Source organism: Microbacterium azadirachtae (assembly GCF_000956545.1).
Taxonomy (GTDB): Bacteria; Actinomycetota; Actinomycetes; order Actinomycetales; family Microbacteriaceae; genus Microbacterium; species Microbacterium azadirachtae.
Genome location: NZ_JYIT01000066.1, coordinates 1 through 26300 on the forward strand (window position 1 = coordinate 1; position 26300 = coordinate 26300).

Annotated in this window: 25 protein-coding genes and 1 riboswitch; of the genes, 1 reads left to right on the plus strand and 24 read right to left on the minus strand. The window is 71.3% G+C overall.

Going from position 1 to position 26300, the window contains the following annotated elements; genetic code table 11:
- Nucleotides 1-507: 507 nt before the first annotated feature.
- The 22 genes from argH to infC form a co-directional block, all read right to left on the minus strand.
- Entirely contained in the window at nt 508-1941 is a 1434-nt protein-coding gene (gene argH / locus RL72_RS05505; protein WP_045249821.1) for an argininosuccinate lyase, read from the minus strand.
- Nucleotides 1938-2888 (minus strand): ornithine carbamoyltransferase, encoded by a 951-nt coding sequence (gene argF / locus RL72_RS05510; RefSeq protein WP_045249822.1) that lies wholly within the window; start codon nt 2886-2888, stop codon nt 1938-1940. Before argF ends, argH begins: the two co-directional genes overlap by 4 nt.
- Entirely contained in the window at nt 2885-4123 is a 1239-nt protein-coding gene (locus RL72_RS05515; protein ID WP_045249823.1) for an acetylornithine transaminase, read from the minus strand. Before RL72_RS05515 ends, argF begins: the two co-directional genes overlap by 4 nt.
- Nucleotides 4120-5019, minus strand: coding sequence for an acetylglutamate kinase (gene argB / locus RL72_RS05520; RefSeq protein ID WP_045249824.1), 900 nt, complete (start codon nt 5017-5019; stop codon nt 4120-4122). Before argB ends, RL72_RS05515 begins: the two co-directional genes overlap by 4 nt.
- Nucleotides 5016-6173, minus strand: a complete 1158-nt coding sequence (argJ, locus tag RL72_RS05525; RefSeq protein ID WP_045249825.1) for a bifunctional glutamate N-acetyltransferase/amino-acid acetyltransferase ArgJ — start codon at nt 6171-6173, stop codon at nt 5016-5018. Before argJ ends, argB begins: the two co-directional genes overlap by 4 nt.
- Entirely contained in the window at nt 6170-7222 is a 1053-nt protein-coding gene (gene argC / locus RL72_RS05530; RefSeq protein ID WP_045249826.1) for an N-acetyl-gamma-glutamyl-phosphate reductase, read from the minus strand. Before argC ends, argJ begins: the two co-directional genes overlap by 4 nt.
- A 344-nt stretch (nt 7223-7566) precedes the next feature.
- Complete coding sequence (locus tag RL72_RS05535) at nt 7567-9774, minus strand: bifunctional hydroxymethylpyrimidine kinase/phosphomethylpyrimidine kinase (RefSeq protein WP_082072151.1); 2208 nt, start codon at nt 9772-9774, stop codon at nt 7567-7569.
- Nucleotides 9771-10619 (minus strand): hydroxyethylthiazole kinase, encoded by an 849-nt coding sequence (thiM, locus tag RL72_RS05540; protein ID WP_045249827.1) that lies wholly within the window; start codon nt 10617-10619, stop codon nt 9771-9773. Before thiM ends, RL72_RS05535 begins: the two co-directional genes overlap by 4 nt.
- Nucleotides 10610-10703, minus strand: a riboswitch (TPP riboswitch). Its footprint overlaps the gene before it by 10 nt.
- A 129-nt stretch (nt 10704-10832) precedes the next feature.
- Complete coding sequence (gene pheT / locus RL72_RS05545; protein WP_045249828.1) at nt 10833-13376, minus strand: phenylalanine--tRNA ligase subunit beta; 2544 nt, start codon at nt 13374-13376, stop codon at nt 10833-10835.
- Entirely contained in the window at nt 13376-14428 is a 1053-nt protein-coding gene (gene pheS, locus RL72_RS05550) for a phenylalanine--tRNA ligase subunit alpha (protein ID WP_045249829.1), read from the minus strand. The genes pheT and pheS overlap by 1 nt, the downstream gene beginning before the upstream one ends.
- 48 nt (nt 14429-14476) lie before the next feature.
- Complete coding sequence (locus RL72_RS05555; protein ID WP_045249830.1) at nt 14477-15115, minus strand: hypothetical protein; 639 nt, start codon at nt 15113-15115, stop codon at nt 14477-14479.
- A gap of 50 nt (nt 15116-15165) precedes the next feature.
- Nucleotides 15166-16095, minus strand: coding sequence for an amino acid ABC transporter permease (locus tag RL72_RS05560; RefSeq protein WP_045249831.1), 930 nt, complete (start codon nt 16093-16095; stop codon nt 15166-15168).
- Nucleotides 16092-16748: an amino acid ABC transporter permease gene (locus RL72_RS05565; protein WP_045249832.1), complete on the minus strand. Its 657-nt coding sequence runs from the start codon at nt 16746-16748 to the stop codon at nt 16092-16094. Before RL72_RS05565 ends, RL72_RS05560 begins: the two co-directional genes overlap by 4 nt.
- 89 nt (nt 16749-16837) lie before the next feature.
- Nucleotides 16838-17746 carry a glutamate ABC transporter substrate-binding protein gene (locus RL72_RS05570; RefSeq protein WP_045249833.1) on the minus strand — a complete coding sequence of 303 codons (909 nt, stop codon included), beginning with the start codon at nt 17744-17746 and terminating at the stop codon, nt 16838-16840.
- Between the two features lie 41 nt (nt 17747-17787).
- Complete coding sequence (locus RL72_RS05575) at nt 17788-18552, minus strand: amino acid ABC transporter ATP-binding protein (protein ID WP_045249834.1); 765 nt, start codon at nt 18550-18552, stop codon at nt 17788-17790.
- A gap of 174 nt (nt 18553-18726) precedes the next feature.
- The gene (locus tag RL72_RS05580) at nt 18727-19716 is read right to left on the minus strand and encodes a TAXI family TRAP transporter solute-binding subunit (protein WP_248700389.1); all 990 of its coding nucleotides are present in this window, start codon (nt 19714-19716) and stop codon (nt 18727-18729) included.
- The gene (locus RL72_RS05585) at nt 19713-21107 is read right to left on the minus strand and encodes a HAMP domain-containing sensor histidine kinase (protein WP_045249835.1); all 1395 of its coding nucleotides are present in this window, start codon (nt 21105-21107) and stop codon (nt 19713-19715) included. Before RL72_RS05585 ends, RL72_RS05580 begins: the two co-directional genes overlap by 4 nt.
- A 3-nt stretch (nt 21108-21110) precedes the next feature.
- The gene (locus tag RL72_RS05590) at nt 21111-21779 is read right to left on the minus strand and encodes a response regulator transcription factor (protein ID WP_045249836.1); all 669 of its coding nucleotides are present in this window, start codon (nt 21777-21779) and stop codon (nt 21111-21113) included.
- Nucleotides 21780-21800: 21 nt separating this feature from the next.
- Nucleotides 21801-22601, minus strand: a complete 801-nt coding sequence (locus RL72_RS05595) for a TrmH family RNA methyltransferase (protein ID WP_045249884.1) — start codon at nt 22599-22601, stop codon at nt 21801-21803.
- Between the two features lie 100 nt (nt 22602-22701).
- Complete coding sequence (gene rplT / locus RL72_RS05600) at nt 22702-23088, minus strand: 50S ribosomal protein L20 (RefSeq protein WP_045249837.1); 387 nt, start codon at nt 23086-23088, stop codon at nt 22702-22704.
- Nucleotides 23089-23121: 33 nt separating this feature from the next.
- Nucleotides 23122-23316 carry a 50S ribosomal protein L35 gene (gene rpmI / locus RL72_RS05605; protein ID WP_045249838.1) on the minus strand — a complete coding sequence of 65 codons (195 nt, stop codon included), beginning with the start codon at nt 23314-23316 and terminating at the stop codon, nt 23122-23124.
- Between the two features lie 90 nt (nt 23317-23406).
- Entirely contained in the window at nt 23407-24024 is a 618-nt protein-coding gene (gene infC, locus RL72_RS05610; RefSeq protein ID WP_082072154.1) for a translation initiation factor IF-3, read from the minus strand.
- Between the two features lie 285 nt (nt 24025-24309).
- On the opposite strand from infC, the gene RL72_RS05615 reads away from it, so the two are divergent.
- Nucleotides 24310-24690 carry a DUF1844 domain-containing protein gene (locus tag RL72_RS05615; RefSeq protein WP_045249885.1) on the plus strand — a complete coding sequence of 127 codons (381 nt, stop codon included), beginning with the start codon at nt 24310-24312 and terminating at the stop codon, nt 24688-24690.
- A gap of 68 nt (nt 24691-24758) precedes the next feature.
- Here RL72_RS05615 and RL72_RS05620 read toward each other — a convergent pair whose 3' ends face one another.
- Both RL72_RS05620 and priA read right to left on the minus strand, forming a co-directional pair.
- Nucleotides 24759-25565, minus strand: coding sequence for an SseB family protein (locus tag RL72_RS05620; protein ID WP_045249840.1), 807 nt, complete (start codon nt 25563-25565; stop codon nt 24759-24761).
- Nucleotides 25549-26295 (minus strand): bifunctional 1-(5-phosphoribosyl)-5-((5-phosphoribosylamino)methylideneamino)imidazole-4-carboxamide isomerase/phosphoribosylanthranilate isomerase PriA, encoded by a 747-nt coding sequence (gene priA, locus RL72_RS05625; RefSeq protein WP_045249841.1) that lies wholly within the window; start codon nt 26293-26295, stop codon nt 25549-25551. The genes RL72_RS05620 and priA overlap by 17 nt, the downstream gene beginning before the upstream one ends.
- Between the last annotated feature and the right edge of the window lie 5 nt (nt 26296-26300).

Consider the following 26300-nt stretch of genomic DNA (forward strand, 5'->3'; position numbering starts at 1 on the left):
GAATGCCAACCCCGAAGGGCTGGTCTTTGATCCAAAGGAATTTCTCAACCAGCCCGAAGACTGGACGAGGAATAAATTGGCATTTGACAAGTGCACGCTGTTGAGTTCTCAAGGATCGGATGCTCCTACAGTTCAGCCTCGCGGCATCACAAGTAGGGCTTGATCTCACTCCCGCTCGCTGCGCCTTGCGGCGAACCTGAGCTGGGAGTTCCCCATCATAGCTGAAGTTCTTCCGCAAGGGAAGTTCTTCATCGAGATGGGGGTTCGTTCGCCGCTTGGGGAGTCAGGCCTTCCGGCCCTTCGCTCTACCGCTTGGGGCGAACAAGTAATAAGTTACGCGGATCCCGGGGTTCCGGCAAATCCGGGCCGCATCCCGGGCGTGTCGGGCATCGGGGGTTTCCGCTCCTCCTCGGTGAAACACCTGATGAACGACGAAACCCCCTACCGGCCGGCGACCAGGAGGGGGTTTCGATGCTTCATCGGGTGCCTCGAGCGGGGTTCCGCTCGTCACATGCCGAGCGCGTGCGCGGCGGACTGTGCACGGGCGACGAGCTCGGTGCGCTGCTCGGCGACTCGCACCGGAGCAGTGCCGCCCACGCCGTCACGGCTTGCGACCGAGCCCTCGATCGTCAGAACCTCACGCACATCCGGAGTGAGGTGCGGAGAGACCTCTGCGAGGAGCGCGTCGTCCGCGTCTTCGAGACCGATCCCCCGCTGCTCGCACGCGCGCACCAGCGATCCGGAGATCTCGTGCGCCTCGCGGAACGGAACCCGGTTCTTGACCAGCCACTCGGCGACGTCGGTCGCGAGCGAGAATCCCTGAGGGGCGAGCGCCGCCATCCGCTCGGTGTCGAAGCGCAGCGTCGCGATCATGCCGGTGAAGGCGGGAAGCACCACCTCGAGGGTGCGCACGGAGTCGAAGACCGGCTCCTTGTCCTCCTGCAGATCGCGGTTGTACGCGAGCGGCAGTCCCTTGAGCGTCGCCATCAGGCCGGAGAGGTTGCCGATCAGCCGGCCGGACTTGCCGCGCGCGAGCTCGGCGATGTCCGGGTTCTTCTTCTGCGGCATGATGCTGGATCCGGTCGAGTAGCCGTCGTCGAGCGTGACGAAGCCGAACTCACGCGTGTTCCAGAGGATGATCTCCTCGGAGAGCCGCGACAGGTTGATGCCGATCATCGCGGTGATGAACGCGAATTCGGCGACCACGTCACGGGACGCGGTGCCGTCGAGCGAGTTCTCGGCCGGGCGGTCGAGCCCCAGCTCACGGGCGACGAGCGCCGGGTCGAGCCCCAGAGTGGAGCCGGCGAGCGCTCCCCCGCCGTACGGCGAGACGCCGGCGCGGGCGCGCCAGTCGACCAGGCGTTCCAGGTCGCGCACCAGCGGCCAGGCGTGCGCCTGCAGGTGGTGCGCGAGAAGCACCGGCTGCGCGTGCTGCAGATGCGTGCGCCCGGGCAGGATCGCTTTCTCGTGGGCCTGGGCCTGGGCGACCAGCGCGTCGATGAGGCCGAGGACCTCGCGGGCGATGATCCGCGCGTGGTCGATCAGGTACATCCGCACGAGCGTGGCGATCTGGTCGTTGCGGCTGCGGCCCGCGCGCAGGCGCCCGCCCAGATCCGCACCGACCTCTGCGATGAGCGCCGCCTCGAGCGCCCCGTGCACGTCCTCGTCCCCCGGCTGCGGGAGCAGCGTGCCGTCGGCGATGCGCGCGGCGAGCGCGTCCAGTCCGGCGTGCATCCGCACGGCCTCGTCGGCCTCGAGGTATCCGGCGGCTTCGAGGGCGGTCGCGTGCGCGTGCGATCCCGCGATGTCGTAGGGGGCGAGGATCCAGTCGAAGTGCGTCGAGCGGCTGAGCTCGGCGAGCTCGGGGCTCGGGCCTCCCGCGAACCGGCCGCCCCAGAGCGCGCCCTGGTTGGTGCCGTGCGCGGCGTCGCTCTTCGTCACTTCGCCCCCTCGCTCGACGATTCCGAGGACTTCCCGATCAGCCACACCAGCAGCGCCTTCTGGGCGTGCAGACGGTTCTCCGCCTCGTCCCAGACCACGCTCTGCGGGCCGTCGATGACCTCGGAGTCGACCTCGTAGCCGCGATCGGCCGGCAGGCAGTGGATGAAGATCGCCGCGGAGTCCGCGCGCGCCATCGTCGCGGCGGTCACCTTGTAGCCGCCGAGGTCGCGCAGGCGCTGCGCCTTCTCCTCCTCCTTGCCCATGGACACCCAGGTGTCGGTCACGATCACGTCAGCGCCGTCGGCGGCCGCGTCCGGGTCCGTGACGAGGGTCAGCGATCCCCCGGTCTCCGCGGCCCTCCGGTGCGCATCCGCCACGACGTCCGCCCGGGGGGCATATGCCTCGGGCGACGCCACCCGCACGTGCATGCCCGCGGTCACGCCGGCCAGCACGTAGGAGTGCGCCATGTTGCTGCGTCCGTCGCCGAAGAACGACAGCGTCAGCCCCTTCAGGTCGCCCTTGTGCTCGCGGATCGTGAGCAGGTCGGCGAGCAGCTGACAGGGGTGGAAGTCGTCGGACAGCGCGTTGATCACGGGAACCCTGGTGCCCGCGGCCATCTCCTCCAGGCCCGCCTGCGCGTAAGTGCGCCACACGATCGCAGCCACCTGACGCTCCAGCACCCGAGCCGTGTCCGCCGGGGTCTCCTTGCCGCCGAGCTGGCTGTTCGCCGTCGAGATGATGAGCGGGGAGCCGCCCAGATCCGCGATCCCCACCGCGAAGGAGACGCGGGTGCGCGTGGACGACTTGTCGAAGATCACCGCGACCGTCTGCGGGCCCGCGAGGGTCTTGTCGGCCCAGCGGTCCTTCTTGAGCTCGAGCGCGAGATCGAGGATCTCCGTCTGTTCGGCGGTGGTCAGATCGTCGTCGCGCAGCAGGTGGCGGGTCACTTCGGGGTCTCCGTAGGGGCGGCGGCCGCGACCTCGGCGAGGGCGGCGGTGAACAGGTCGGTGAACTCGGCGATCTCGGCGTCGCCGATGGTGAGCGCGGGCGCGATACGCACCGAGGAGGGGTTCGCGGCGTTCACGATCAGGCCGAGGCGCTGCGCCGCGGCCACCACCTGACCGGCAACGGGAGCCGACAGCGCGACGCCGATCAGCAGTCCGCGGCCGCGCACGCCAGCGACCAGCGGGGATCCGATCCCCTCGACCGCCGCGCGCACCTGCGCGCCGCGGTCGCGCGCGTTCTGCACGAGACCCGACTGCTCGATCTCCTCGAGCACCGCGTTGCTCACCGCCGTGGCGAGCGGATTGCCCCCGAAGGTCGAGCCGTGCGAACCGGGCTGCAGCAGCGCCGCGGCCTCGCCGAACGCGACGAGCGCGCCGATCGGGAAGCCTCCGCCGATGCCCTTCGCGAGCGTGATCGCGTCGGGCACGATGCCGTCGTGCTGGAAGGCGAACCAGTCACCCGTGCGGCCGGCGCCGGTCTGGATCTCGTCGACGATGAGCAGCGCACCGTGGGCGGTGGTGAGCTCGCGGGCGGCGCGGAGGTACCCCTCCGGCAGCTCGAGCACGCCGGCCTCGCCCTGGATGGGCTCGACGAAGAGTGCGGCGACGCGGTCGTCCATCGCGGCTTCGAGCGCTTCGATGGTCGCGGGGATGTGCTCGACGCCGCCGGGAAGCGGCTGGAACGGATCCCGCATGGACGCCTTCGCGGTCAGCGCGAGCGCGCCGATCGTGCGGCCGTGGAACGCGTTGTCGAGCGACAGGATCCGCGGGCGCCCGACTCCTCCGTGCAGCCGGGCGAGCTTGAACGCCGCCTCGTTGGCCTCGGTGCCGGAGTTGCCGAAGAAGACGCGGCCCGCGTCCCCCGTGCCGGCCAGCCGCTTGAGCCGCGCGGCCACCTCGAGCTGCGGCGGCGTGGCGAAGTAGTTCGAGACGTGGGCGAGGGTGCCCGCCTGGCGCGACACGGCCTCCACGAACACGGGGTGGGCGTGACCGAGTGCGGTGACCGCGATCCCCGCGAGGAAGTCGAGGTAGCGCCGGCCTTCGCCGTCCCACAGGTGCGAGCCCTCGCCGCGGACGAGCAGCTCGAATCGCGGTCCGGCGTTCAGGATCAGGTCGCGGTCGGCCGCGTCCTGCCAGGCCTGTGCCGTCTCCGATGTCTGTGCGGCGTGCGAGGTCATCCCGCCACCACCTCCGTTCCGATTCCCTTGCTGGTGAAGAGTTCGACGAGCACCGAGTGCGGCACCCGTCCGTCGATGATGGCCGCCGCGTGCACCCCGGACTCCACGGCCTCGAGGCACGCGGTCATCTTCGGGATCATGCCCGACTCGAGCGACGGCAGCAGCCGCTTCAGCTCCCCCGTGGTCAGATGCGAGACCAGGGAGTCGCGGTTCGGCCAGTCGGCGTACAGGCCCGCGACGTCGGTGAGGATCACGAGCTTGACCGCGCCGAGCGCCGTGGCCAGGGCGGCCGCGGCGGCGTCGGCGTTCACGTTGAGCGACTGGCCGGGGTGGTCGAGGTCCGGCGCGATGCTGGACACGACCGGGATCCGGCCCGCAGCGAGGTGGTCGAGCACCGGCGTCGGATCCACCTGGACGACGTCGCCGACGCGACCGAGATCCACTTCCTCCCCGTCGACGACGACGCCGCGACGACGGCCGCCGAACAGGCCGGCGTCCTCACCGCTGAGCCCCGTGGCGATCGGGCCGTGGCTGTTGATCTTCGCGACGAGCTGCGGGTTGATGTGCCCGGTGAGCACCATCCGCACCACGCTGATCGCCTCGGTCGAGGTGACGCGGTAGCCGCCCTTGAACTCGCTCGGGATCGCGAGGCGATCCAGCATGTGGGAGATCTGCGGGCCGCCGCCGTGCACGACCACCGGCTGCACGCCGACGTAGCGCAGATACGCGATGTCCTGCGCGAAGGCCTCCTGCAGCTCGTCGGAGATCATGGCGTTGCCGCCGTACTTGACGACCACGATCTGGTCGCGGAACTTCTTCAGCCACGGCAGGGACTCGATGAGGGTCTGCGCCTTGACCGCGGCTTCTTCGGGGGCGGTGTCCTGAAGGTCGCTCATGAGGAGTAGGCGCTGTTCTCGTGCACGTAGTCGTGGGTCAGGTCGTTGGTGCGGATCGTGGCCGCCGCGTCGCCGACCTTGAGGTCGATCAGCACGTGCGTCGCCCGTGGAGTCAGGTCGACCTCCTCGCGCGGCCGGTCCGGCCCGCCCGCCGTGCACACGCGCACGCCGTTCATCCACACGTCGACGTCGTACGGGTCGAATTCCGCCGTCGTGGTGCCGATCGCGGCGAGCACCCGCCCCCAGTTGGGGTCGTTTCCGAAGATCGCCGCCTTGAACAGGTTGTTGCGGGCGACCGAGCGGCCCACCTCCACGGCGTCCTGCTCGCTCCGCGCGTGCACCACCTCGATCGAGATGGCGTGGCTGGCGCCTTCCGCGTCGTCCTGGAGCTTGCGCGCCAGCTCATCGGAGACCTCGGTCAGGGCTGCGGCGAACGCGTCGAGGTCGGGACGGATCCCGCTCGCTCCGTTGGCGAGGAGCGTGACCTGGTCGTTGGTCGACATGCATCCGTCGGAGTCGAGGCGGTCGAACGTCGTGCCGGTCGCGCGAAGCAGCAGCGCATGCGCCTCGCCGGCATCGAGCTCGGCGTCGGTCGTGAGCACGACGAGCATCGTCGCGAGGCCGGGTGCGAGCATGCCCGCGCCCTTCGCCATGCCGCCGATCGTCCAGCCGTCGCGGCTCACCACGACGGTCTTCGCCACGGTGTCGGTCGTCATGATCGCCTCGGCCGCGGCCTGGCCGCCGTCGACGCTGAGCTGGGCGACTCCCGCCTCGACCCCTGCGAGCACCTTGCCGCGGAAGACCTCGTCGCCGGTCCCGATGAGCCCGGTCGAGCAGACCACCACGTCGCCGGCGCTCACGCCGAGCAGTTCGGCCGCACGCTCCGCCGTGAGGTGGCTGGTCTGGAAGCCGAACGGCCCGGTGAAGCAGTTCGCTCCCCCCGAGTTCAGCACGACGGCCTCGACGACGCCGTCCTTGACGACCTCCTGGGACCAGATGACCGGGTTGGCCTTGGCGCGGTTGCTGGTGAACACGGCCGCGCCCACCTTGCGCGGGCCCCGGTTCACCACCACGGCGACGTCGGGCTTGCCGGTCGACTTGAGGCCTGCGACGACGCCGGCCGCCTCGAAACCCTGGGGTGCGGTCACGCTCATGGGGCGACTCCGTTGATGCTGAGCGCCGTGGTCTCGGCGAGACCGAGCGCGATGTTCATGGACTGGATGGCGGCTCCCGCCGTGCCCTTCACGAGGTTGTCGACGGCGGCGACGACCACGACGCGATTCGCCGCACGATCGATCGCGAGACCGAGGAGCGCGGTGTTGGCGCCGAGCACGTCGGCCGTGCGCGGCAGGGATCCCTCGGGGAGCAGCTGCACGAAGGTCTCGCCTCCGTAGGCGCTCTCCCAGGCCGCGCGGATCTCCGCGTCCGTGACGCCCGGGGCGATCGGCGCGGTCGAGGTCGCGAGGATCCCGCGGGCCATCGGCACGATGACGGGCGTGAAGGAGATCCGGATCCCGTCGGGCTCGGCGCCGGACGTGGCGGCGAGCGCCTGCCGGATCTCGGGGATGTGCCGGTGCGACCCGCCGACGGCGTACGGGTTCGCGGATCCGAGGATCTCGCTGCCCAGCAGGTGGGTCTTGAGGCTCTTGCCCGCACCGGACGGGCCGACGGCGAGCACGGTCACGATGTCGGAGGCGTCGATCACTCCCGCCGCGACGCCGGGCGCGAGGCTCAGGCTCACCGTGGACGCGTTGCAGCCCGGGGCCGCGATGCGGGTCGCGCCGCGGAGCTGTTCGCGCTGCTTGGCGCCGGCGACGAGCAGCTCCGGGACGCCATACGTCCACGGCTCGTGGAAGGCGCCGCCGTAGAACGCGTCCCAGGCGCTCTGCGATGTCAGCCGGTGGTCCGCTCCGGCGTCGATGACGAGCGGGACATCGCCGAGCGCGTCGGTGTACTGCCCGGACTGGCCGTGCGGGAGGGCGAGGAAGACGATGTCGTGCCCGGCGAGGGTCTCCGGCGTCGTGTCCTGGAGGGTGAGGTGAGCGAGGGAGCGCAGGTGCGGCTGGTGCTCGGAGAGCTTCTGACCGGCGTTCGAGTGCGCCGTGACGGTGCGGATCTCGATGTCGGGATGGTTCGCGAGCAGGCGAAGGATCTCGCCGCCCGCATAACCGGATGCGCCGGAGACGGCGACGGAATACGTCATGCTTCCACCTTAACGGTCGGGTCTGCCGACGACGCCCATGAAGACGGCGTGCGACAGGAGTGCGGTGCGGGGCCGGAGGCGGCGACGCCGGCACTCGACCGCGAGCGACGCGGGAGCGCGGGGTCGCCTAGAGTCGGCGGTCGCCCGAACGGCGTCGACGCGCGACGACAGCGCCCTTCGGGGCGGTCGTGTACGGAGCCGCGAGCATGCCGCGACGATATCGCGGCGCGGCCTCCTCCGCCAAATCGAGCGCGGAGCGGGCGGTCCCTGAGCGCGTTGCCCGGCCAGACGAGGGGCGGCGGTGCGTCGTCTCGCGGCGCTCGCTCAGGGACCGGTGCGTCCGCTCAGGGAGCGGCGGCGGCGAAGAACGCCCGCTCGTGCTCGCTCGAGCGCACGAACGCGACCCGCATCCGATCCCGCGTCGCCGCGTCGACGCGCCCGGCATGCCCGGTGACGATGTCGATCGCCTGCGCGGTCGCCTCCGCGAACCGCGGATCCGCATACTCGTCCAGCCAGGCCGCGAACGGATGCGACGGATCCCCTCCCGCCTCGGCGTGCAGGCGCGTGCCCACGTCGGCGTAGATCCAGAAGCAGGGCAGCAGGGCAGCGGCGAGCACGCCGTAGTCTCCGTCGAAGGCCGCCCCGCGCAGGTGGTCGAGGTAGGCGACGGTGGCGGGCGCGGCGGGCGCGTCGAACGTCGCGGCGCCGATCCCCTCGGGGGACAGCAGGCTCGCGTGCAGCTGCAGCTCGGCGATCACGGACTGCTCGGCGCACCGGGCCCAGAACGCCTGCTCCTGCGGCGTCGGCGCGATGCGGGCCGCTTCGGCCAGCGTGCGCGCGTACTCCCGCAGATAGAGCGCGTCCTGCGCGAGGTAGCCGAGGAACGTCGGCACGGGAAGCGTCCCGTCCGCCATCCGGCGCAGGAACGGCAGCTCGTCGATGGCGCGACGGATCGGCGCGATGGTCTCCCACCATTCGGCCGCAACGGCATCCGCGGCGGGTGCCGTGGTCAGGCCGCCGCGCCGCCAGAGCCCGGAGAAGTGGCTGACGGGTCCGTGACCGGATCCGACCTGCAGCTCCGTGCCCGCCGCGATCGACTCCCGCAGCCATTCCCGCACCTCCGCGACCGCGTCACGCCACTGGTGATCGGCGGCGCGGCGCGTGGCCACGCCCGCGGACAGCGAGCACCCGGTGCCGTGGGTGCTGGTCGTCCGCAGGCGCGGACCCGGATAGTCGCGCAGCGTTCCCCGGGGGCCGACGAGCGCGTCCGGGGCCTCGGCTGTGCCGAGGTGGCCGCCCTTGACCAGCACCAGGGCGCCGGACGCGGCCGCGAGCCGCTGGGCCTGACCGCGCGCGGCGGCCCAGTCGGCAGCCGGCGGCTCGCCGAGCAGGACCGCCAGCTCGGGCAGGTTCGGCGTGATCAGATCCGCCAGCGGCAGGAGCTCCCGGAGCGCCTGCTCGGCATCGTCGTCGAGGAGCCTGTGACCGGAGGTGGCGACCATGACCGGATCCAGCACGACCGTCGACGGGCGATGGGAGCGCAGCCAGGACGCGACCTCGGCGATCACGGCGGATCCGGCGAGCATGCCGATCTTGACGGCGTCGACGCGCACGTCCTCGCCGATCGCGTCGAGCTGGGCGCGCAGGAACTCCGCCGGCGGCACGTGCACCGCGCTCACGCCGCGGGTGTTCTGCGCGGTCAGCGCCGTGATCACGGCCATCCCGTAGCCGCCGTTCGCGGCGATCGCCTTGAGGTCGGCCTGGATGCCCGCACCTCCGGACGGGTCGCTGCCGGCGATCGAGAGCACCCGCGGAACCCCGCCGGCGCCCCACGCCCGCAGCAGTCCTCGGGCGGCCCCCTGCGGATCCGGCGCCGCGCACAGCGCGGACACCACGGCGACGCCGGCCGCGCCGGCCACCCGCAGCGGGGCGACGTCGTCGTACCCGATCCCGCCGATCGCGACGCAGGGCAGCGGGCTCTGCGCGGCGAAGGCCGCGAACCCCGCCACGCCGAGAGGCTCAGGATGATCCGGCTTGGTGCTCGTGGGGCGGATGACGCCGACGCCGAGATAGTCCACCGTCCCGGGCGGCAGCCCGCGCACGGCGTCCAGATGCTCCGGACGGTTCGCCGTGAGGCCGATGATCGCCTCCGGACCGAGCAGCGAACGCGCCGCCGTCGGCGACGCATCCGACTGGCCGAGGTGGATGCCGTCTACCCGGGCACCACGGCGCCGCGCCTCGACGACCGCGTCGAGACGGTCGTCGGCGACGAGCAGCGCACGCCCGTCGATCACGCGGGACAGCACCTCGAGCTGTGCGACGAACGACGCGTGGTCTGCCTCCTTGTCGCGCAGCTGGACGATCCGCACGCCCGCCGACACCGCCGCGTCGACCACGGCGGCCACGCCCCGCTCACCGCTGAGCACCGGATCGGTCACCAGGTACAGCGCGAGATCGTCTGCGCGCAGACGGGACGCGAGCGCGTCGCCTCCGCGCTCCGGCGGAGCAGTCTCGGGGGCGGGCACCGCGGCGAACAGGTCGACGGCGGTCATGCGGCGACACCCGTCTCGACGCGGGCCCGCGCCGCGATCTGCCCGGGTTCGACCGCCGACAGCGCATCGAGCAGACCTACCGCGAACGAGCCCGGCCCCGCGGCCCTCGCCGCGGCGTCCTCCGCGGCGAGGGTGTAGACCAGCGTCGCCGCGGACGCGGCCAGGAGCGGGCTGGCGCCCGTGCGGCGGGCGGTACCGAGGAACGCCGCCATCACGGCGCCGAGCGCGCAGCCGCCCCCCGTGACCCGCGTGAGCAGGGCATCGCCGTTGGCCAGGCGCAGCTCGCAGTCCGTGTCGACCAGGAGGTCGGCGGGACCGGAGACGGCGACCGCTCCCCCGGTCCGGCGGGCGAGGTCGCGGGCGGCGTCGGCCGCGGCCTCGGTCGAGTCCAGGGCGTCCACACCGCGGCCTCCCTGGGAGACGCCGGCGAGGGCCAGGATCTCGGAGGCGTTGCCGCGGATCACCGTCGGGCGCAGAGCCAGCAGATCCTGCGCCAGCGCCGTGCGCACCGGCAGGGCGCCGACCGCGACCGGGTCGAGCACCCAGGGCGTCCCCGCCGTGCGCGCTCCTCCGACGGCTTCGAGGCTCGCGGAGCGCTGCTCGGGCGTCGGGGTGCCGAGATTGACGAGCAGTCCGGACGAGATCGCCGCGAACATGCCGGCCTCACCCGTGATGTCCACCATCGCGGGTGAGGCGCCGAGGGCGAGCAGCACGTTCGCCGTGAAGCCGGTCACCACCGAGTTCGTGATGCAGTGCACGAGCGGAGGCTCGGCCCGCAGCTCTTCGAGAAGGCCCGCGGCGGACTCCACCACGGACTCGGACGACAATTCCAGACGCGCGTTCATCGCGACATCCCTTCGCTAGTACGACCTAGATCAGGTTCGACGGGTGTGATCTCAGCCGCGGATGCGGCACCCCGTGTCACTGCCGGTCAGTCTAGCCACGAACGCCTCCGGCGCAGCGTCCGCCGTGCGCCGGGTGCAGGACGGGAGAACGCCTGCACGATGGATCCGTGGATCCGGGTCGTGCAGGCGTTCCCGCGTCGTACGTGTCGCGTCTCAGTCGCGGATCTGCGCCCCGAGCCGCTCGGTCGCGACCGCGACGCCGGCGAGCTTCGCCTCCGTCGCCTCGGCCGCGGTGAGCGTGCGATCGTCGGCGCGGAAGCGCAGCGCGAAGGTCAGGCTCTTGGACCCGGACGGCACGCCCTCGCCGCGGTAGTCGTCGACGAGGCGGACGGACTCGAGCAGCGCCCCGGAGCCCTCGGCCAGCGCCGCGCGGACGTCGGCCGCCGGGACCTCGGCGGCGACCACGAGCGAGACGTCCTGCGTGGCGGCCGGGTACGTGGACAGCGACGCCGCGACGACGCGCTCGCCCGCCATCGCCAGCACGCCGTCGAGGTCGAGCTCGAGGACGACGGCACGACCGGGCAGATCCGCGTCCGCGGCGACCTGCGGGTGCAGCTCCCCGACGTAGCCGACCTCGGCGCCGCGCACCTGCAGCACGCCGGTGCGGCCGGGGTGCAGCGCCGCGCGGCTGCCCTGCACCACGTCGATCGGCACGCCGGCGGCATCCGCGATCACGCGCACGGCGTCGAGCGCCTCGCTGAGGCCGTACTCCTCGGCCGCGCGGCCCGGCTGACGCGGGGTGACGTGCCCCGTGAACAGCGCCGCCACGTGGCGCGCCTGCGGCGGGATCGATGCGTTCAGGGCGGCAAGGGTCTCGTCCGAAGGACGGATCCCCAGCGGAGGAACGTCCTCCGTGCCGTACACGACGCCCGGCTCGGGCAGGAACACGACGCCGGTCTCGAAGATCGCCAGATCCACCAGCCCGCGGGCGATGTTGCGGTGCGCGATCTGCAGCAGGCCGGGGACGAGCGAACGGCGCAGGAACGGCGCCTGCCCGTCGAGGGGGTTCGCCAGGCGGACGCCCGGGAGGCTCTCGCCCGACGCGGAGCCGTGCAGGTCGTTCTGCTCCTGCGTGGTGAACGGGAACGCGGGGGTCTCCACGAGTCCTGCGGCGGCGAGGGCGTTCGCGACGCGGCGGCGTCCCTGCTGCAGCTCGGTGAGACCGCGGCCCGAGGGCGGCGTGGGCAGCACCGAGGGGATGCGGTCCAGCCCGTGGATGCGCGCCACCTCTTCGGCCAGCGTCCACTTGTCGGTGAGATCGGGGCGCCAGCTCGGCGGGATGACGTTCCAGCCGCCGTCGACCGCCGTGACCTCGGCGCCGATCGTCTCGAGCGCGCCGGTCACCTCGTCGTCGTCGTAGTCGACGCCGATGAGCCCCTGCACGAAGCCGGACGGCAGATCGATGCCCTCGATGAACACCTCGGCGAAGAGGGCCCCACCCTCCTCGGTCAGGGTGCCGCCGGCGAGCTCGACCATCAGGTCGGCCACCCGCCGCGCCGCGGCGAACGGGATGAGCGGGTCGACGCCGCGCTCGAAGCGCTTGGACGCCTCGCTGGGCAGCTTGTGACGGCGGGCCGAGCGCGCGATGGTGATCGGGTCGAACGTGGCCGCCTCGATCAGCACGTTGCGCGTGGTATCGCTCATCTCGGTCGTGCCGCCGCCCATGACGCCGGCGAGGCCGATCGGGCCGGATCCGTCGGTGATGAGCAGATCCTCGTCGCTGAGCGTGCGCTCCTGACCGTCGAGGGTGACCATGGTCTCCCCCGCCGCGGCGCGACGCACCACGATGCCGCCGTCCAGCTTGTCGAGGTCGTAGCCGTGCACGGGGTTGCCGAGCTCGAGCATGACGTAGTTGGTGATGTCGATGAGCACCCCGAGCGAGCGCATGCCCGCGAGCGTGAGCCGGGCGATCATCCACGGCGGGGTGGGGCGGGACGGATCCACGCCGCGCACCACGCGCGTGACGAACTCGGTCGCTCCCACGGCGCCGCGGATGGGCGCCGCGTCCTCGACCACCGCCGTGAAGCCGGTGCCGGGCTGCAGCTCCGCGAAGTCGCGCTCGGCCGGGTCGCGGAAGGATGCGCCCGTGGCGTGCGCGTACTCGCGCGCCACCCCGCGGATCGAGAACGCGTAGCCGCGGTCGGGCGTGACGTTGATGTCGACGGCCACGTCGTCGAGCCCGAGAAGCGCGATCGCGTCGGCGCCGACGGGGGCGTCGATGCCGAGCTCGGCCAGGATCAGGATCCCGTTGTGCTCGTCGCCGAGGCCCAGCTCGCGCGCCGAGGCGATCATCCCGTCGGAGACGTGGCCGTAGGTCTTGCGGGCCGCGATCGGGAACGGGCCGGGCAGCACCGCGCCGGGCAGCGTCACGACGACCTTGTCGCCGACGGCGAAGTTGCGGGCGCCGCAGACGATGCCTCTGATATCGCGGCCCGGATGGGCCGGGTCGGTCGCTGAGCCCGTCGAAGCGTCCGCCTCGCCGACGTCGACCTGGCACCAGCGGATCGTCTTGCCGTTGGACTGCGGCTCCTCCTCGAAGGAGAGCACCTGCCCGACGACGACCGGGCCCGAGATGCCGAAGCCGTGCAGCTCCTCCTCCTCGAAGCCCACCGCGACGAGCGCGGCGAAGACGTCGTCCGGCGTGACCGAGTCGGCCACATCCACGTACTCACGCAGCCACGAAAGCGGGACGCGCATCACACCACCATCCCGAACTGCTCGCTGAAACGGACATCGCCCTCGGCCATGTCCCGCATGTCCTGCACGTCGCTGCGGAACATCAAAGCGCGCTCCACGCCCATGCCGAACGCGAAGCCGCTGTACACGTCGGGGTCGATGCCCGCGGCGCGCAGCACATTGGGGTTGATCATCCCGCAGCCGCCCCACTCGATCCAGCGCGCACCGCCCTTGAAGGTGGGGTGCCACAGGTCGAGCTCGGCGGACGGCTCGGTGAAGGGGAAGAAGTTCGTGCGGAAGCGCGTCTTCGCCTCCGGGCCGAAGAGCTGACGCGCGACGTGGTCGAGCGTGCCCTTCAGGTGCGCCATCGAGATGCCCTTGTCGACGACGAGGCCCTCGAACTGCGTGAACACCGGAAGGTGCGTCGCGTCGAACTCGTCGGTGCGGTACACCCGGCCGGGGCAGAGCACGTAGATCGGCACCTCGCGGTCGAGCATCGAGCGCACCTGGACCGGGCTCGTGTGCGTGCGCATCACGAGGTGGCGCGAGGCCGGATCCACGTAGAAGGTGTCCTGCTCCTGCCGCGCGGGGTGATCGACGTCGAAGTTCAGCGCGTCGAAGTTGAACCACTCGTGCTCGAGCTCGGGCCCCTCCGCGATCTCCCAGCCCATGCCGACGAACACGTCGCTGATCTGCTCCTGCAGCAGGGTGAGCGGGTGCCGGGCGCCGACCGGGGTGCGCGAGGCCACGGCGGTGATGTCGACGCGCTCCGCCTCCAGGCGGGCGGCGGTCTCCGCCTCAGCGAGCTCCGCCTCCTTGGCCGCGAGCGCCTGCGTGACCCGGCCGCGGCCCTGCCCGATGAGCTTGCCGAAGGCGGCCTTGTGCTCGGGCGCGACCTGGCGCATCGACGCGTTCAGGACCGCGAGCGGCGACCCTTCGGCGACGTGCGCGGCGCGCGCGGCTTTGAGCTGGGCCGTGTCGGCCGCGGATCCGATCGCGGCGAGCGCGGCCTCGACGGCGGATTCCACCGCCTCGGGCGTGATGTCGGGAGAGTTCTGTGCGTTGTCGGACACGAGAACCGAGTCTACCGGCGCGTCCGCGCCCCCTTGGAGCAGGCCCGCTCAGAGCGGACCGAACATCGACGTCCCCGGGCGGGGCGTCCAGGTGAGCCGCTCCCGCTCCAGGGTGGCGAGGAGCCGCGGATCCTTCGCCGCCTGCCGCCGCAGCGTCTCCCGGCTCCTGCCGATGATCGCCGGCGGGACGATGAACGCCGACGCAAGGAGCAGCACCGTGCCGAGGTCGACGAACAGGATCGGACCGAAGTCGCCCGTGGTGAGCACGCTGATCGCGAAGAGGGCGTTGAGCGCGACGAGGATCGCCCCTGCGGCCCACAGTCCGCCGCGCAGGTCCCCCGGACCGCGGCTCGCCACGGACGCCCCCGGTCTCGGCATCCAGCGCCGCACCCTGCGCAGGAACAGCGCGCTGACCGCGGCGACGGCCGCCCCGGCGATCATCCACGGGACCGTGGCGTCGACGCGTGCGGTGACCGCGAGCATGACGAGGGCGAACAGCACGGCCGAGAGGCCCAGGCTCAGGAAGGCTGCCCACATGGCGGCGACGCCGGCGCGGGCGTCGGCGATCTCGCGCAGACGGGTGCCGAACTCCGCGGAGTACCGCGATCCGAGGTCGGGATCCAGCCACTGCTCGATGGTCCGGCTCGACGCAGGCGGATACGCGGAGACCGGATCGACGCGCTGCATGGGTGCGAGCCTACCGGCGCGCTCAGGCCCCCCGGCTGAGCGCGCCGGAGTCAGCGGGGTCCCCCGCCGGCGTCGAGGCGACCGGCCCGTCCCTGGAGCGCGATCACCTCGGTCAGCGTGGACTCGTCGTCGGCCGCCGCGTTGCCCCCGGGCCCGTGCGGCACCTTCGGCGAGCGCCGGGTGCGCACTTCGAGCCACTTCGCGACTCCCGACAGGAGAAGGCACATGGAGATGTAGATGACGGCGACGATCAGCCCTGCCTGCAGCAGCGGACGTCCGGGCTGCGAGCTGAGGTACTTCGCGTAGTAGATGAGCTCGGGGTAGGTGATGATGAAGCCGAGCGCCGTGTCCTTGAGCGTCACCACGAGCTGCGCCACGATCACCGGCAGCATCGCCCGGATCGCCTGAGGCAGCAGGATGAACGCCATCACGCCCGACTTGCGCAGCCCGATCGCGTAGCCCGCTTCCTTCTGCCCCTTCGGCAGCGCCTCCACACCCGCGCGCAGCGCCTCGGCGAGCACCGAGCCGTTGTAGAGCACGAGCCCGATCACGACCGCGGCGTACGCCGACATCCGGAACGTGGATCCGGGGATCGAGTTCACGCCGTAGAAGAAGATCATCATCATGACCAGCACCGGCACGGCGCGCAGCAGCTCGATGACGAGCGTGACCGGCACGCGCACCCAGGCGTGGTCGGAGAGCCGACCGATCGCCAGCACGAAGCCGAGGACGATGCTTCCGACGCCTGCGGCGAGGAAGGCGCTCACGGTGGCCCACAGCGCCTGCGCCATGCCCTGCCACACGAGGGTGTAGGTGAAGAGGTTCCAGCGCGCGGCGTCGAACTGGCCGGTCACCGCGAAGCGGTAGACGATGAAGCCGACGACGGCGAGCACGACCAGCACCGTGACGAGGCCGAGGAGCCGGTTGCGCCGCACGGCCTTCGGGCCGGGGACGTCGTAGAGCACGGATGCGCCGCTCATCGGACGATCCTCCACTTCTTCTCGAAGTGCCGCTGAACCAGGCTCAGCAGCGTCACCAGGACGACGAACACGACGGCGACCCAGAGCAGGATCTCCATCACGGTCCCCGGCCGGTTCGGCGAATCGGCGACCGTGGCGCGGAGCGCCGCGAGCTCGGCGATGGAGAAGCCGGCGGCCACCGTCGTGTTCTTCAGCAGGGCGATGAACACGCTCATCATGGGCGGCACCACGGAGCGGAAGGCCTGCGGCACGACCACCAGGGTCATGACCTGGCCGAACGACAGACCGATCGCGCGTGCGGCCTCGGCCTGACCGACCGGCACCGTGTTGATGCCGGCGCGGAGGACCTCCGCGACGTACGTCGCGGTGTAGATGCCGAGGGCGATGATGCCCAGCGGCATGAACGGGATCTCCGGAAGATCGAGCTTCGGGTATCCGAAGACGAAGAAGAAGAACACCAGGGTGAGCGGGGTGTTGCGCACCAGGTTCACATACACGGTGCCCACGGCGCGGGCGATCGGCACGGGCGACACGCGCATGGCGCCGACGATGGTGCCCAGCGCGAGGGCGAGCGCCCCGCCGCCGAGGAACAGCACGACGGTGTTGAGGGTCGCCTGCCCCCACAGGTCGAGATTGCCCAGGAGTGCGTCCACGCGTTCTCTCTTTCGGGTTCGGGTCGGGGGCGTCCGAGGACGCCGGAGGAAGAGGCGGCCGGCGGGTCAGTCCCGCCGGCCGCCGCGGGTCACTTCTCGACCGCGGGCTGAGTGACCTTCATGCCGCTCGCGCCCAGGTTCTTCTCGAAGATCGCCTTCCAGGTGTCCCCTCCGTCGGTGAACATCGTGTCGATGAACGTCTGCAGCGCCGTGTCGCCCTTCGCCAGGCCCACGCCGTACTTCTCCGTCGTGAACGGCTCGCCGACGACCTTCAGCTCCTCCGGGTCCTGCGAGGCGTAGCCGATCAGGATCGCCTGGTCGGTGGTGACCGCGTCGACCTGCTTGTTGATCAGCTGCTCGACGCAGGCGGAGTACAGGTCGAGTCCGACCGTCTTGGTGTCGGGGAAGTTCGCCTGGATGTTCTGCAGCGGGGTGGATCCGGTCGCGGAGCAGACGGTCTTGCCCGCCAGGTCCTTCTCGCTCTTGATCGTGTCCTCGCTCTTGCGGACCAGCAGGCCCTGGCCCGTGACGAAGTACGGTCCGGCGAAGTCGATCACGGCCTTGCGCTTGTCGGTGATCGAGTAGGTGCCGACGTAGTAGTCGATGTCGCCGTTCACGATCGACTGCTCGCGGTTGGCCGACGGGATCGGCTTGAACTCGATCTTGTCCTCGCTGTAGCCGAGCGACGCGGCGATCCAGCGCGCGATGTCGATGTCGAAACCGCTCCGCTTGCCGGTGGTCGCGTCCTTGAAGCCGAGACCGGGCTGGTCCTCCTTGACGCCGACGGTGATCTTGCCGTTCTTGGTGATCCGGTCGAACGTGGGGCTGCCCTCGAGCTTCACGTCCTTGGCCACCTCGAACAGGGGCTTGTCGCTGGTCGGCGCGACGCCTTCGCCGGTCGCGCCCGGGCTGGTCGGGCTGCCGCTGTTGCAGCCCGTGAGGGCGATCAGGGCGACGGCGGCGATGCCGACGCCGGTGAGGATCCGTGACTTGCGCATGTGCTTCTCCTTCGGTGCAGGTGCTGTGGTGCGGGATCAGGTCAGTGGGTGAGCAGCTTGGACAGGAAGTCCTTGGCCCGGTCCGACTTCGGGTTCGTGAAGAACTCCTCGGGGCCGGCCTCCTCGAGGATCCGGCCGTCGGCCATGAACACGACGCGGTTCGCCGCCTTGCGGGCGAAGCCCATCTCGTGCGTGACGACGATCATCGTCATGCCGCTCGCGGCGAGCTCGACCATGACGTCGAGGACCTCGGTGATCATCTCCGGATCCAGCGCGCTGGTCGGCTCGTCGAAGAGCATCACCTTGGGGTGCATGGCCAGCGCGCGGGCGATCGCCACGCGCTGCTGCTGGCCTCCGGAGAGCTGCGCGGGGAGCTTGGCGGCCTGCTTCGCGACGCCGACGCGCTCGAGGAGCTGCATGGCCTCCTTCTCCGCATCCGCCTTCTTCATCCCGCGCACCTTGATCGGCCCGAGCGTGACGTTCTCAAGGATCGTGAGGTGCGCGAACAGGTTGAACGACTGGAACACCATGCCCACGTCCGCGCGCAGCTGCGCGAGCCCCTTGCCCTCGGCCGGGAGCTCCTTGCCGTCGATCGTGATCGAGCCGCTGGTGATCGTCTCCAGGCGGTTGATCGTCCGGCAGAGCGTCGACTTGCCGGATCCGGACGGGCCGATGATGACGACCACCTCGCCCTTGTGCACGGTGAGGTCGATGTCGGTCAGGGCCTGGAAGTCGCCGTAGTGCTTCTGCACGTGGTCGACGACGACCAGGGGCGCACCGACGGAGGCAGGGCGGGAATCGGGCATGTCGGAACTCCGTGAGGACGAGCGGGGCGGATGAGACCGCGGGGTGCCGATGACGTTATTGGCTCCGCGCCCGCAGGAGCACTGCGCTTGAGGATTCCTTGAGGGTTTCGTCGCTCAGGTTTCCGTGCCGTTTCCGGCAGGCGACAGCGGTGTTCCCGCGGAGGCGTCCGACGGTCAGTCGTGGGTCTCGCGGTAGTACCGCGCGGCGCCGCTGTGCAGGGCGATCGGATCGGTGAAGATCGCCTGCCTGCGGTCGAGCAGGGCGGCGGCCGGAGCGCCGCGCGCGATCACGGCGCGCTGCTCGAACAGCACGGCGGTGGCGTCGTGGATCAGCGCCTCCGGCGCGTCGGCGCGCGCGACCAGGTAGTTGGGCACCGTCATGGTCACGGTCGCGCTGTCGACGCCGTACGCGCCGATCGGGAAATCGGCCTGGCGGTAGGCGCCCGCGTGCGCCGCGTTGACCGCATCGACGACGGCCGGCGGGATCGACAGCAGGCGGATCGGGGTGTCCGCGGCGAGCGCCGCGATGCCGGGAGTGGGCAGTCCGCCGACCCAGAAGAAGCCGTCGATCTCTCCTCGCCGCAGCGCCCCGATCGAGGCCTCCAATCCGAGCTCGGGGTTGCGGATCGACGCCGGATCCACGTCGGCGGCGCTGAGGATCCTCCGGGCGACCAGCTCGACGCCGGAGCCCCTCGCGCCGAGCGAGACGGCGCGCCCGGCGAGGTCGCGGAGATCGTGCACGTCGGAGCCGGACCGCACGACGATGTGCACGTACTCGTCGTACAGCCGCGCGACCGCGACGATCGGTATCGGCTCGTGGAACGCGCCCGTGCCCGCGACCGCGTCCGCCACGGCGTCGCCCTGGGCGAAGCCGAGCACCGCGGTGCCGTCCCCGACGCGCTCGAGGTTGTCAACCGATCCGTTCGTGCGCTGCGCGGTGAACGTCGCGCCGAGATGCGTGCTCAGCGCCCGGGCGAACTGCTGTCCGTACGCGTAGTACACGCCCGTCGCTCCCCCGCCGGCGATGGCCTGCGGCTTGTCCGCCCAGCTGCGGTCCGCGGGCGCGCACGCGCCGAGGCCGAGGGCGCTCACCAGGCACAGCAGCATCGCGAGCAGGCGCACGACGCCGCCCGCGCGCAGGAGGCGCCCCGTCGCGGCGCTCATCGCGTCTCCGCCGCAGGGAGCTCCAGCACGACGCGGAGCCCTCCGCCGTCGGGCGCCTCGAACCGCACGCGCGCATCGACCGTGGCGAGCAGATCCGTCGCGATCGCGAGGCCCAGTCCCGATCCCGGCACGGTGCGGGTGCGGTCGCTGCGCCAGTAGCGGTCGGCGGCGTGCGCGAGCTCCTCCTCGGGCAGACCGGGGCCGTGGTCGCGGACGGCCAGCTCGCACCGATCGTCGGCGTGCGACGCGGTGACGTCGATGCGGGTGCCGGACGGCGAGAACTTGACCGCGTTGTCGATGACGGCGTCCAGGGCGCTCTCGGCGATGGTCTCGTCCGTCGCCGACAGCACCCGGCCGTCGGGACCCGCGCCGTCGACGTGCAGCGCGAGATCCACGCCGTTCGCCGCAGCGGCATCCCGCCAGGCCGCGACCCGGCGCTCGGCGAGAGCCACCAGGTCGATCGGATCGCGCGACGGGGCGGGATCCGCGCCGCGCGCGAAGGCGAGCAGGGTGTCCAGGATCCGCGTCATGCGCCGCCCCTCCTCCCTGGTCGCCTCGACCTCAGGGGCCCAGCTGCGGTCCAGGCCCGTGGCCAGCGACTCGACGCGCAGCAGGAGGGCGCTCAGCGGGTTGCGCAGCTCGTGCGAGGCGTTCAGCGCGAACTCCTGCTGCCGCGACACCACTCGCTCGATCTCCTCGGCCATCCGGTTGAAGAGCAGGATCATGCGGTGCAGCTCGGGAGGTCCCGTGTCGTCGGCGATCCTCGCCTCCATGTCGCCGCGTTCGATGGCCTCCATCGCCTCGTCCACGCGCCGCACCGGCCGCAACACCCACCCGGCCAGGCGTACCACCACGAGCAGGCCGAAGCCGATCGCGAGCACGCTCACGATTCCGAGCAGGATCCACTGCCGCACGATCTCGGCACGCGGAGCGTCCACGCTCGCCGACATGATCACGGCGCCGATCACGTCTCCGCCGTCGAAGATCGGCTCCACGAGCGACTGCTCGGAGAACTGCCAGGGCAGCAGCACCGGCTCCGGAAGGTCGCTGCGGCGGCCGGACAGCGCCAGCTGCACCTTGTCGGCGGTGGCCTGGTCCCACAGCTCCGTGTCCGCCTGCTGCGGCGACCAGGACCGGCCCGAGCGGTCGACCACGACCACCTGCGTGCCGTAGAGCTCGTGGTACCGGCGCAGCTCGCCGTCCAGCACCTCGGCGCTCCCCGACAGCAGCGCCTGCCGCGCACTCGTCACGAACGTGCCGATGTCGCCGATCTGCTGCGTGTAGAACGACTGCTGGACGCTGCGCGACGCCGCCCAGCCGTAGGCACCGCCGAGCAGGAGCAGCACCGCCGCCAGCGGCACGAGGAAGACGATGAACAGGCGCCGGCGCACGGCTCAGAGTCCCGTCAGGCGGTATCCGACGCCGCGCACGGTCTCGATGAGCGCGGGCCGGCCGAGCTTGCGGCGGATCGAGGCGACGTGCACCTCGAGCGAGCGCGCGAAGCTCTGCCAGTCGGTGTTCCACACCTCGCGGATGAGCCGCTCTCTCGGCACCGCGACACCGGGGTAGCGCGCCAGCACCGCGACGATGTCGAACTCCTTGCGGGTGAGCTCGACCTGTTCGCCGTCGACCAGCACGCGACGGGCGACCAGGTCGATCCGCACCCCGTCGATGTCGATGCCGACCGGACCGACCTCCCCCGGGATGGCCTGGGTCCTGCGAGTCACCGCCTCGATCCGGGCGAGCAGCTCCTGCACGTCGTAGGGCTTCACCAGAAAGTCGTCCGCCCCGGCGCGGAGCCCGCGGATGCGCTCGTGCACCTGGCTGCGCGCCGTGGCGATGAGGATCGGCACGCCGCTGACCGCGCGGATCCGGCGGCACAGATCGATGCCGTCGACGTCGGGGAGGCCCAGATCCAGGATCACCGCCTCGGTGTCGGTTCCGAGCATCTCGAGCGCGGCGCGCCCGTCGCCCGCTCGCTCGACCGCGTAGCCGGCGCGGCCGAGGAAGCCGGCGAGGGCATCGGCCACGCGTTCGTCGTCTTCGACGATGAGGATCTTCATACCGGACGCAGGTCTCCTGCCCTAGGCGCGTTGCGCGAAAGCACTCTCGTAGAGGCAGACGCTCGCCGCCGTCGCCAGGTTGAGGGATTCGGCCCGTCCGAAGATGGGCAGCCGCAGCGCGCGGTCCGCCAGCGCCAGGGCCTCGTCCTCGAGTCCGCGCGCCTCGTTGCCGAACAGCCACGCCGTGGGACGCGCGAGGGCGCCCTCGGCGCGCGCCGCGAGCAGGTCGTCGCCCTTCACGTCCGCGGCGACCACCTGGAGCCCGGCCTCGTGGGCGCGGGAGACGACATCGGCGAGGTCGCCGCCGACCGAGACCGGCAGGTGGAACAGGGATCCGGTCGTCGAGCGGACGACCTTCGGGTTGTAGAGGTCGACGGTGCGACCGGTGAGCACGACAGCGTCGGCGCCCGTGGCATCGGCGGCGCGGATGATCGTGCCGAGGTTGCCCGGATCGCGCACCTCCTCGCAGATCGCGACGAGCCGCGGCGAGGCCGCGAAGATGTCGCGCACCGAGGTCGGCGTCTGCCGGGCGACGGCCACGACCCCCTGCGGGGTCACGGTGTCGGCCATCGCGGCGAGTACGAACTCGGTCACGTACTCGAGACGCACGTCCGCCTGGGCCGCCGCGTGGCGCAGATCGCTGTGCCTGTCCCAGGCGGCGGGCGTCGCGAAGAGCTCGACGATCGCATCCGGCCGGTAGGACAGCGCCTCGCGGACGGCCTGAGGTCCCTCCAGCAGGAACAGGCCGGTCTCGGTGCGGGCACTGCGCTTGGTGAGCTTGGCGACGGCGCGCACGCGCGGGGATCGAGGGTTCTCCAGCACGGTCACAGTCTACGGATACCGGGCGGGTGCGACGACGGGGCGCCACCCCGAAGGATGACGCCCCGTGCGGTGCTCGGTCGCTGAGCCTGTCGAGCCGCGCTTACGCAGCCGACTTGGGCGCGTTGACGTCCGCCGGCAGAGCCTTGCGGGCCGTCTCGACGAGAGCGGCGAACGTCGCCGGCTCGTTCACCGCGAGCTCGGCGAGCATGCGGCGGTCGACCTGGACGCCGGCGAGACCGAGGCCCTGGATGAAGCGGTTGTACGTGATGCCGTTCTGGCGGGCAGCGGCGTTGATGCGCTGGATCCACAGACGACGGAAGTCGCCCTTGCGCTTGCGACGGTCGCGGTACGCGTAGACGAGGGAGTGGGTGACCTGCTCCTTCGCCTTGCGGTACAGGCGCGAGCGCTGGCCACGGTAACCCGAGGCGCGCTCGAGGATGACGCGGCGCTTCTTCTGAGCGTTGACGGCGCGCTTGACTCTAGCCATTTTCGTGTGTTCCTATTCGTGCGTTCGGGCGCGTCAGCGGCCGAGGAGCTTCTTGGCGACCTTGGTGTCTGCCTTCGACAGCACCTCGTCCTGGTTCAGGCGGCGGGTGCGACGGCTCGACTTCAGCTCGAGGTTGTGGCGCATCCCGGCCTGCTGCTTCTTCAGCTTGCCGCTGCCGGTGATCTTGAAGCGCTTCTTGGCACCCGAGTGGGTCTTCTGCTTCGGCATCTTCTCTTCCTTCGTATGGCGCCCAGCTGGGCGACAGGGTTCTGCCCGCATGCTGCGGGAGGTCTGTGTGGGGCTACGGGATCCGGTGGATCACTCGGCCGGGGCGGCCGGCGCGGCCGGCTCGGCCGGCGCCTTGGCGTCGCGCGCGGCCTGCTTGTTCGCCGCACGCACCGCGTTCTGCTCGGCCTTCGCCTCGGACTTGTTCTTCAGCGGGGCGATCACCATGACCATGTTGCGTCCGTCGATGGTGGGGTTGGACTCCACCGTTCCGAACTCCGCGACGTCCTCTGCGAACTTGCGTAGCAGCCGGACGCCCTGCTCGGGGCGGGACTGCTCACGACCACGGAACAGGATCATGGCCTTCACCTTGTCGCCGGACTTGAGGAAGCCCTCGGCGCGCTTGAGCTTGGTCGTGTAGTCGTGCGCCTCGATCTTCAGACGGAAGCGCACCTCCTTGAGGATGGTGTTCGCCTGGTTGCGGCGAGCTTCCTTCGCCTTCTGCGCAGCCTCGTACTTGAACTTGCCGTAGTCCATGATCTTGACCACGGGAGGCTTCGAGTTCGGGGCGACCTCGACGAGATCGAGGTCGGCTTCCTGCGCAAGACGCAGCGCCGCCTCGATACGGACGACGCCGATCTGCTCACCCGCGGGGCCGACGAGGCGGACCTCGGGGACGCGGATGCGCTCATTGGTGCGGGGATCGCTGATGCGGACTCCTTAGACGATGGTTTCGGCCACCGTGATCCGGACGGATCACGGGCGAAAGCGGAATCGTCCCACCCGCCGACACTCAGACGTCGGCGGCACCCTGACCCGTCGTGCAGCTCTCGCTGCGCGACGGCTACCGACGTGAATCGGCGGAGTGCTGGACCCGGTAGCCTTGAGCGGCAAGCGCGGGTGGGAAGTGAATCCTCTTTCGTGCCGGGACATAAGCCCCGGAGCCCGCAAGAGTCTATCAGAAGGCAAGACCTTCGGAAAGCCGGCACAGTGAGCATTCCCGCGCCCGACGGCCACGAGCACGTCTCCCCCACCTCCGCGAACGACGACGGCGCCGTGAGCGCCGCGCGCGACATCGCCGACGTCGCGGCCGTCGAGGTGATCACGACCGCCGCCGTGCACCTGCTCAGCGCCGCCGCCGTCAAGGTCGGCCTCGCCGATGACCCGGAGGCCCAGAAGGACCTGGACGAGGCGCGCAAGCTGATCAACGCGCTGGCCGGCCTCATCACCGCCGCCGCTCCGGAGATCAGCGACATGCACGCGCGCTCCCTGCGCGACGGGCTGCGCTCTGTCCAGCTCGCGTTCCGCGAGGCGTCCGTCATCCCCGACCCGATCGGTCAGGGTCCGGGCGAGAAGTGGACCGGTCCGGTCAGCTGAGCGCGCGCGACGCGGCCGCGCCCGCCGGGGTGCGACCGCGTCGCCCGGACCCGGCGACGTGACGCGGATCAGGCGCTCGCGCGCAGCCGCACGGTGAGCGAGTCGACGAGCACCGCGATGCGGTCATCCGCCGCCCAGCGCTGGGCCAGTCGGGCCAGCACGGCGTCGAGGGTCTCGCGGTCCAGCCCTTCGACGAGCTCGAGGGTGACGACGAGCTCCGGGCCGCGCAGTCGCGCCTCCGGATCCCCGGCGGACACCGCCACGTCGATCACGGCGAGCTCGCTGCCCACGCTCTCCTGGAGACCGGCGTAGACCTCGGGCGAGAGGAAGCTCGGCTCCCAGTGCTGCCCCTGGGCGACCGCCCACACCGCGGGCCGCCGCAGCACGAACTCGGTCTCGGATCCGGGATCGAGCACGATCAGCTCCGCGTCGCCGGACGAGGCGGAGAGCGCGACGCGGGCGGCCTCGACCGGGATCGGCCGTGCGATCGGATCCCACGAGCGCATGGTGTCGACGCTCGTGAACGCGGGCTGCACGGTGCGCCCATCGGGTGCGGCGACCGTCACGAGCGACAACTCCTGGGTCTTGTCGACGGCGAGCCCCGAGGGAGCGACCCCCTCCTCGCCCTTCTCCGCGACGAGGGGCACGAGCACGCGGGCGGCGCGGAACGCGTCGACCACCTCCGACTGCGAGCCCTCGCCGGCGCGGAAGCGCGTCAGAGCCGCCCAGAGCGCGGGGTCGGCCGACCCGTCATCCCCCGCTCGCGTGTTCTCCTGGAAGGAGCGCCCCGCCCACGGGACGCCGGCGGAGTCCGCCGCGCCCGCGTGATCGCCGTGGTCGCAGCCTGCGGACGGACGATCAGGATCCGGCGACATCCAGGGCCTCGGCCAGGGTGAACGCACCCGCATACAGTGCCTTGCCGACGATCGCGCCCTCGACGCCCAGCGGCACGAGCTCGCGCAGCGCCGCGATGTCGTCGAGGTTGGCGATCCCGCCCGACGCCACGACAGGCTTCGGGGTGCGCGCGGTGATCTCGCGGAGGAGTTCGAGGTTCGGGCCCTTGAGGGTTCCATCCTTGGTGACGTCGGTGACGACGTAACGACTGCAGCCGGCGTCCTCGAGACGGTCGAGCACCGTCCAGAGGTCGCCGCCCTCCTTCGTCCAGCCGCGGGCGGCGAGCGTCGTGCCACGCACGTCGAGGCCGACCGCGACGGCGTCGCCGTAGCGCGCGATCACGTCGGCGGCCCATTCGGGATTCTCGAGTGCGGCGGTGCCGAGGTTGATCCTGGCCGCACCGGACTCCATCGCCGCCTCGAGGCTGGCGTCATCGCGGATCCCGCCGGAGAGCTCCACGTTGACGCTGCGGAACTGCTTGATCACGCGACGCAGGATCGGCGCGTTGCTGCCGCGTCCGAAGGCGGCGTCGAGGTCGACGAGGTGGATCCACTCCGCCCCCTGGTCGACCCACTCGGCCGCGGCGTCGATCGGGTCGCCGTAGCTGGTCTCGCTTCCGGCCTCGCCCTGGGTCAGGCGCACGGCCTGTCCTCCGGCTACGTCGACGGCCGGGAGCAGGGTCAGGGAGGGGGACTGCGCGAACTCGTTCATGTCGT

Coding starts and splice junctions, on each gene's coding strand:
- RL72_RS05515 (WP_045249823.1), bottom strand. CDS start 4,123: ATGACCTCGCACGCCGCACAGACATCGGAGACGGCACAGGCCTGGCAG.
- argB (WP_045249824.1), bottom strand. CDS start 5,019: ATGAGCGACCTTCAGGACACCGCCCCCGAAGAAGCCGCGGTCAAGGCG.
- argJ (WP_045249825.1), bottom strand. CDS start 6,173: ATGAGCGTGACCGCACCCCAGGGTTTCGAGGCGGCCGGCGTCGTCGCA.
- argC (WP_045249826.1), bottom strand. CDS start 7,222: ATGACGTATTCCGTCGCCGTCTCCGGCGCATCCGGTTATGCGGGCGGC.
- RL72_RS05535 (WP_082072151.1), bottom strand. CDS start 9,774: ATGACCGCCGTCGACCTGTTCGCCGCGGTGCCCGCCCCCGAGACTGCT.
- thiM (WP_045249827.1), bottom strand. CDS start 10,619: ATGAACGCGCGTCTGGAATTGTCGTCCGAGTCCGTGGTGGAGTCCGCC.
- pheT (WP_045249828.1), bottom strand. CDS start 13,376: ATGCGCGTCCCGCTTTCGTGGCTGCGTGAGTACGTGGATGTGGCCGAC.
- RL72_RS05555 (WP_045249830.1), bottom strand. CDS start 15,115: ATGCAGCGCGTCGATCCGGTCTCCGCGTATCCGCCTGCGTCGAGCCGG.
- RL72_RS05560 (WP_045249831.1), bottom strand. CDS start 16,095: ATGAGCGGCGCATCCGTGCTCTACGACGTCCCCGGCCCGAAGGCCGTG.
- RL72_RS05570 (WP_045249833.1), bottom strand. CDS start 17,746: ATGCGCAAGTCACGGATCCTCACCGGCGTCGGCATCGCCGCCGTCGCC.
- RL72_RS05575 (WP_045249834.1), bottom strand. CDS start 18,552: ATGCCCGATTCCCGCCCTGCCTCCGTCGGTGCGCCCCTGGTCGTCGTC.
- RL72_RS05580 (WP_248700389.1), bottom strand. CDS start 19,716: ATGAGCGCCGCGACGGGGCGCCTCCTGCGCGCGGGCGGCGTCGTGCGC.
- RL72_RS05590 (WP_045249836.1), bottom strand. CDS start 21,779: ATGAAGATCCTCATCGTCGAAGACGACGAACGCGTGGCCGATGCCCTC.
- rplT (WP_045249837.1), bottom strand. CDS start 23,088: ATGGCTAGAGTCAAGCGCGCCGTCAACGCTCAGAAGAAGCGCCGCGTC.
- rpmI (WP_045249838.1), bottom strand. CDS start 23,316: ATGCCGAAGCAGAAGACCCACTCGGGTGCCAAGAAGCGCTTCAAGATC.
- RL72_RS05620 (WP_045249840.1), bottom strand. CDS start 25,565: ATGTCGCCGGATCCTGATCGTCCGTCCGCAGGCTGCGACCACGGCGAT.
- priA (WP_045249841.1), bottom strand. CDS start 26,295: ATGAACGAGTTCGCGCAGTCCCCCTCCCTGACCCTGCTCCCGGCCGTC.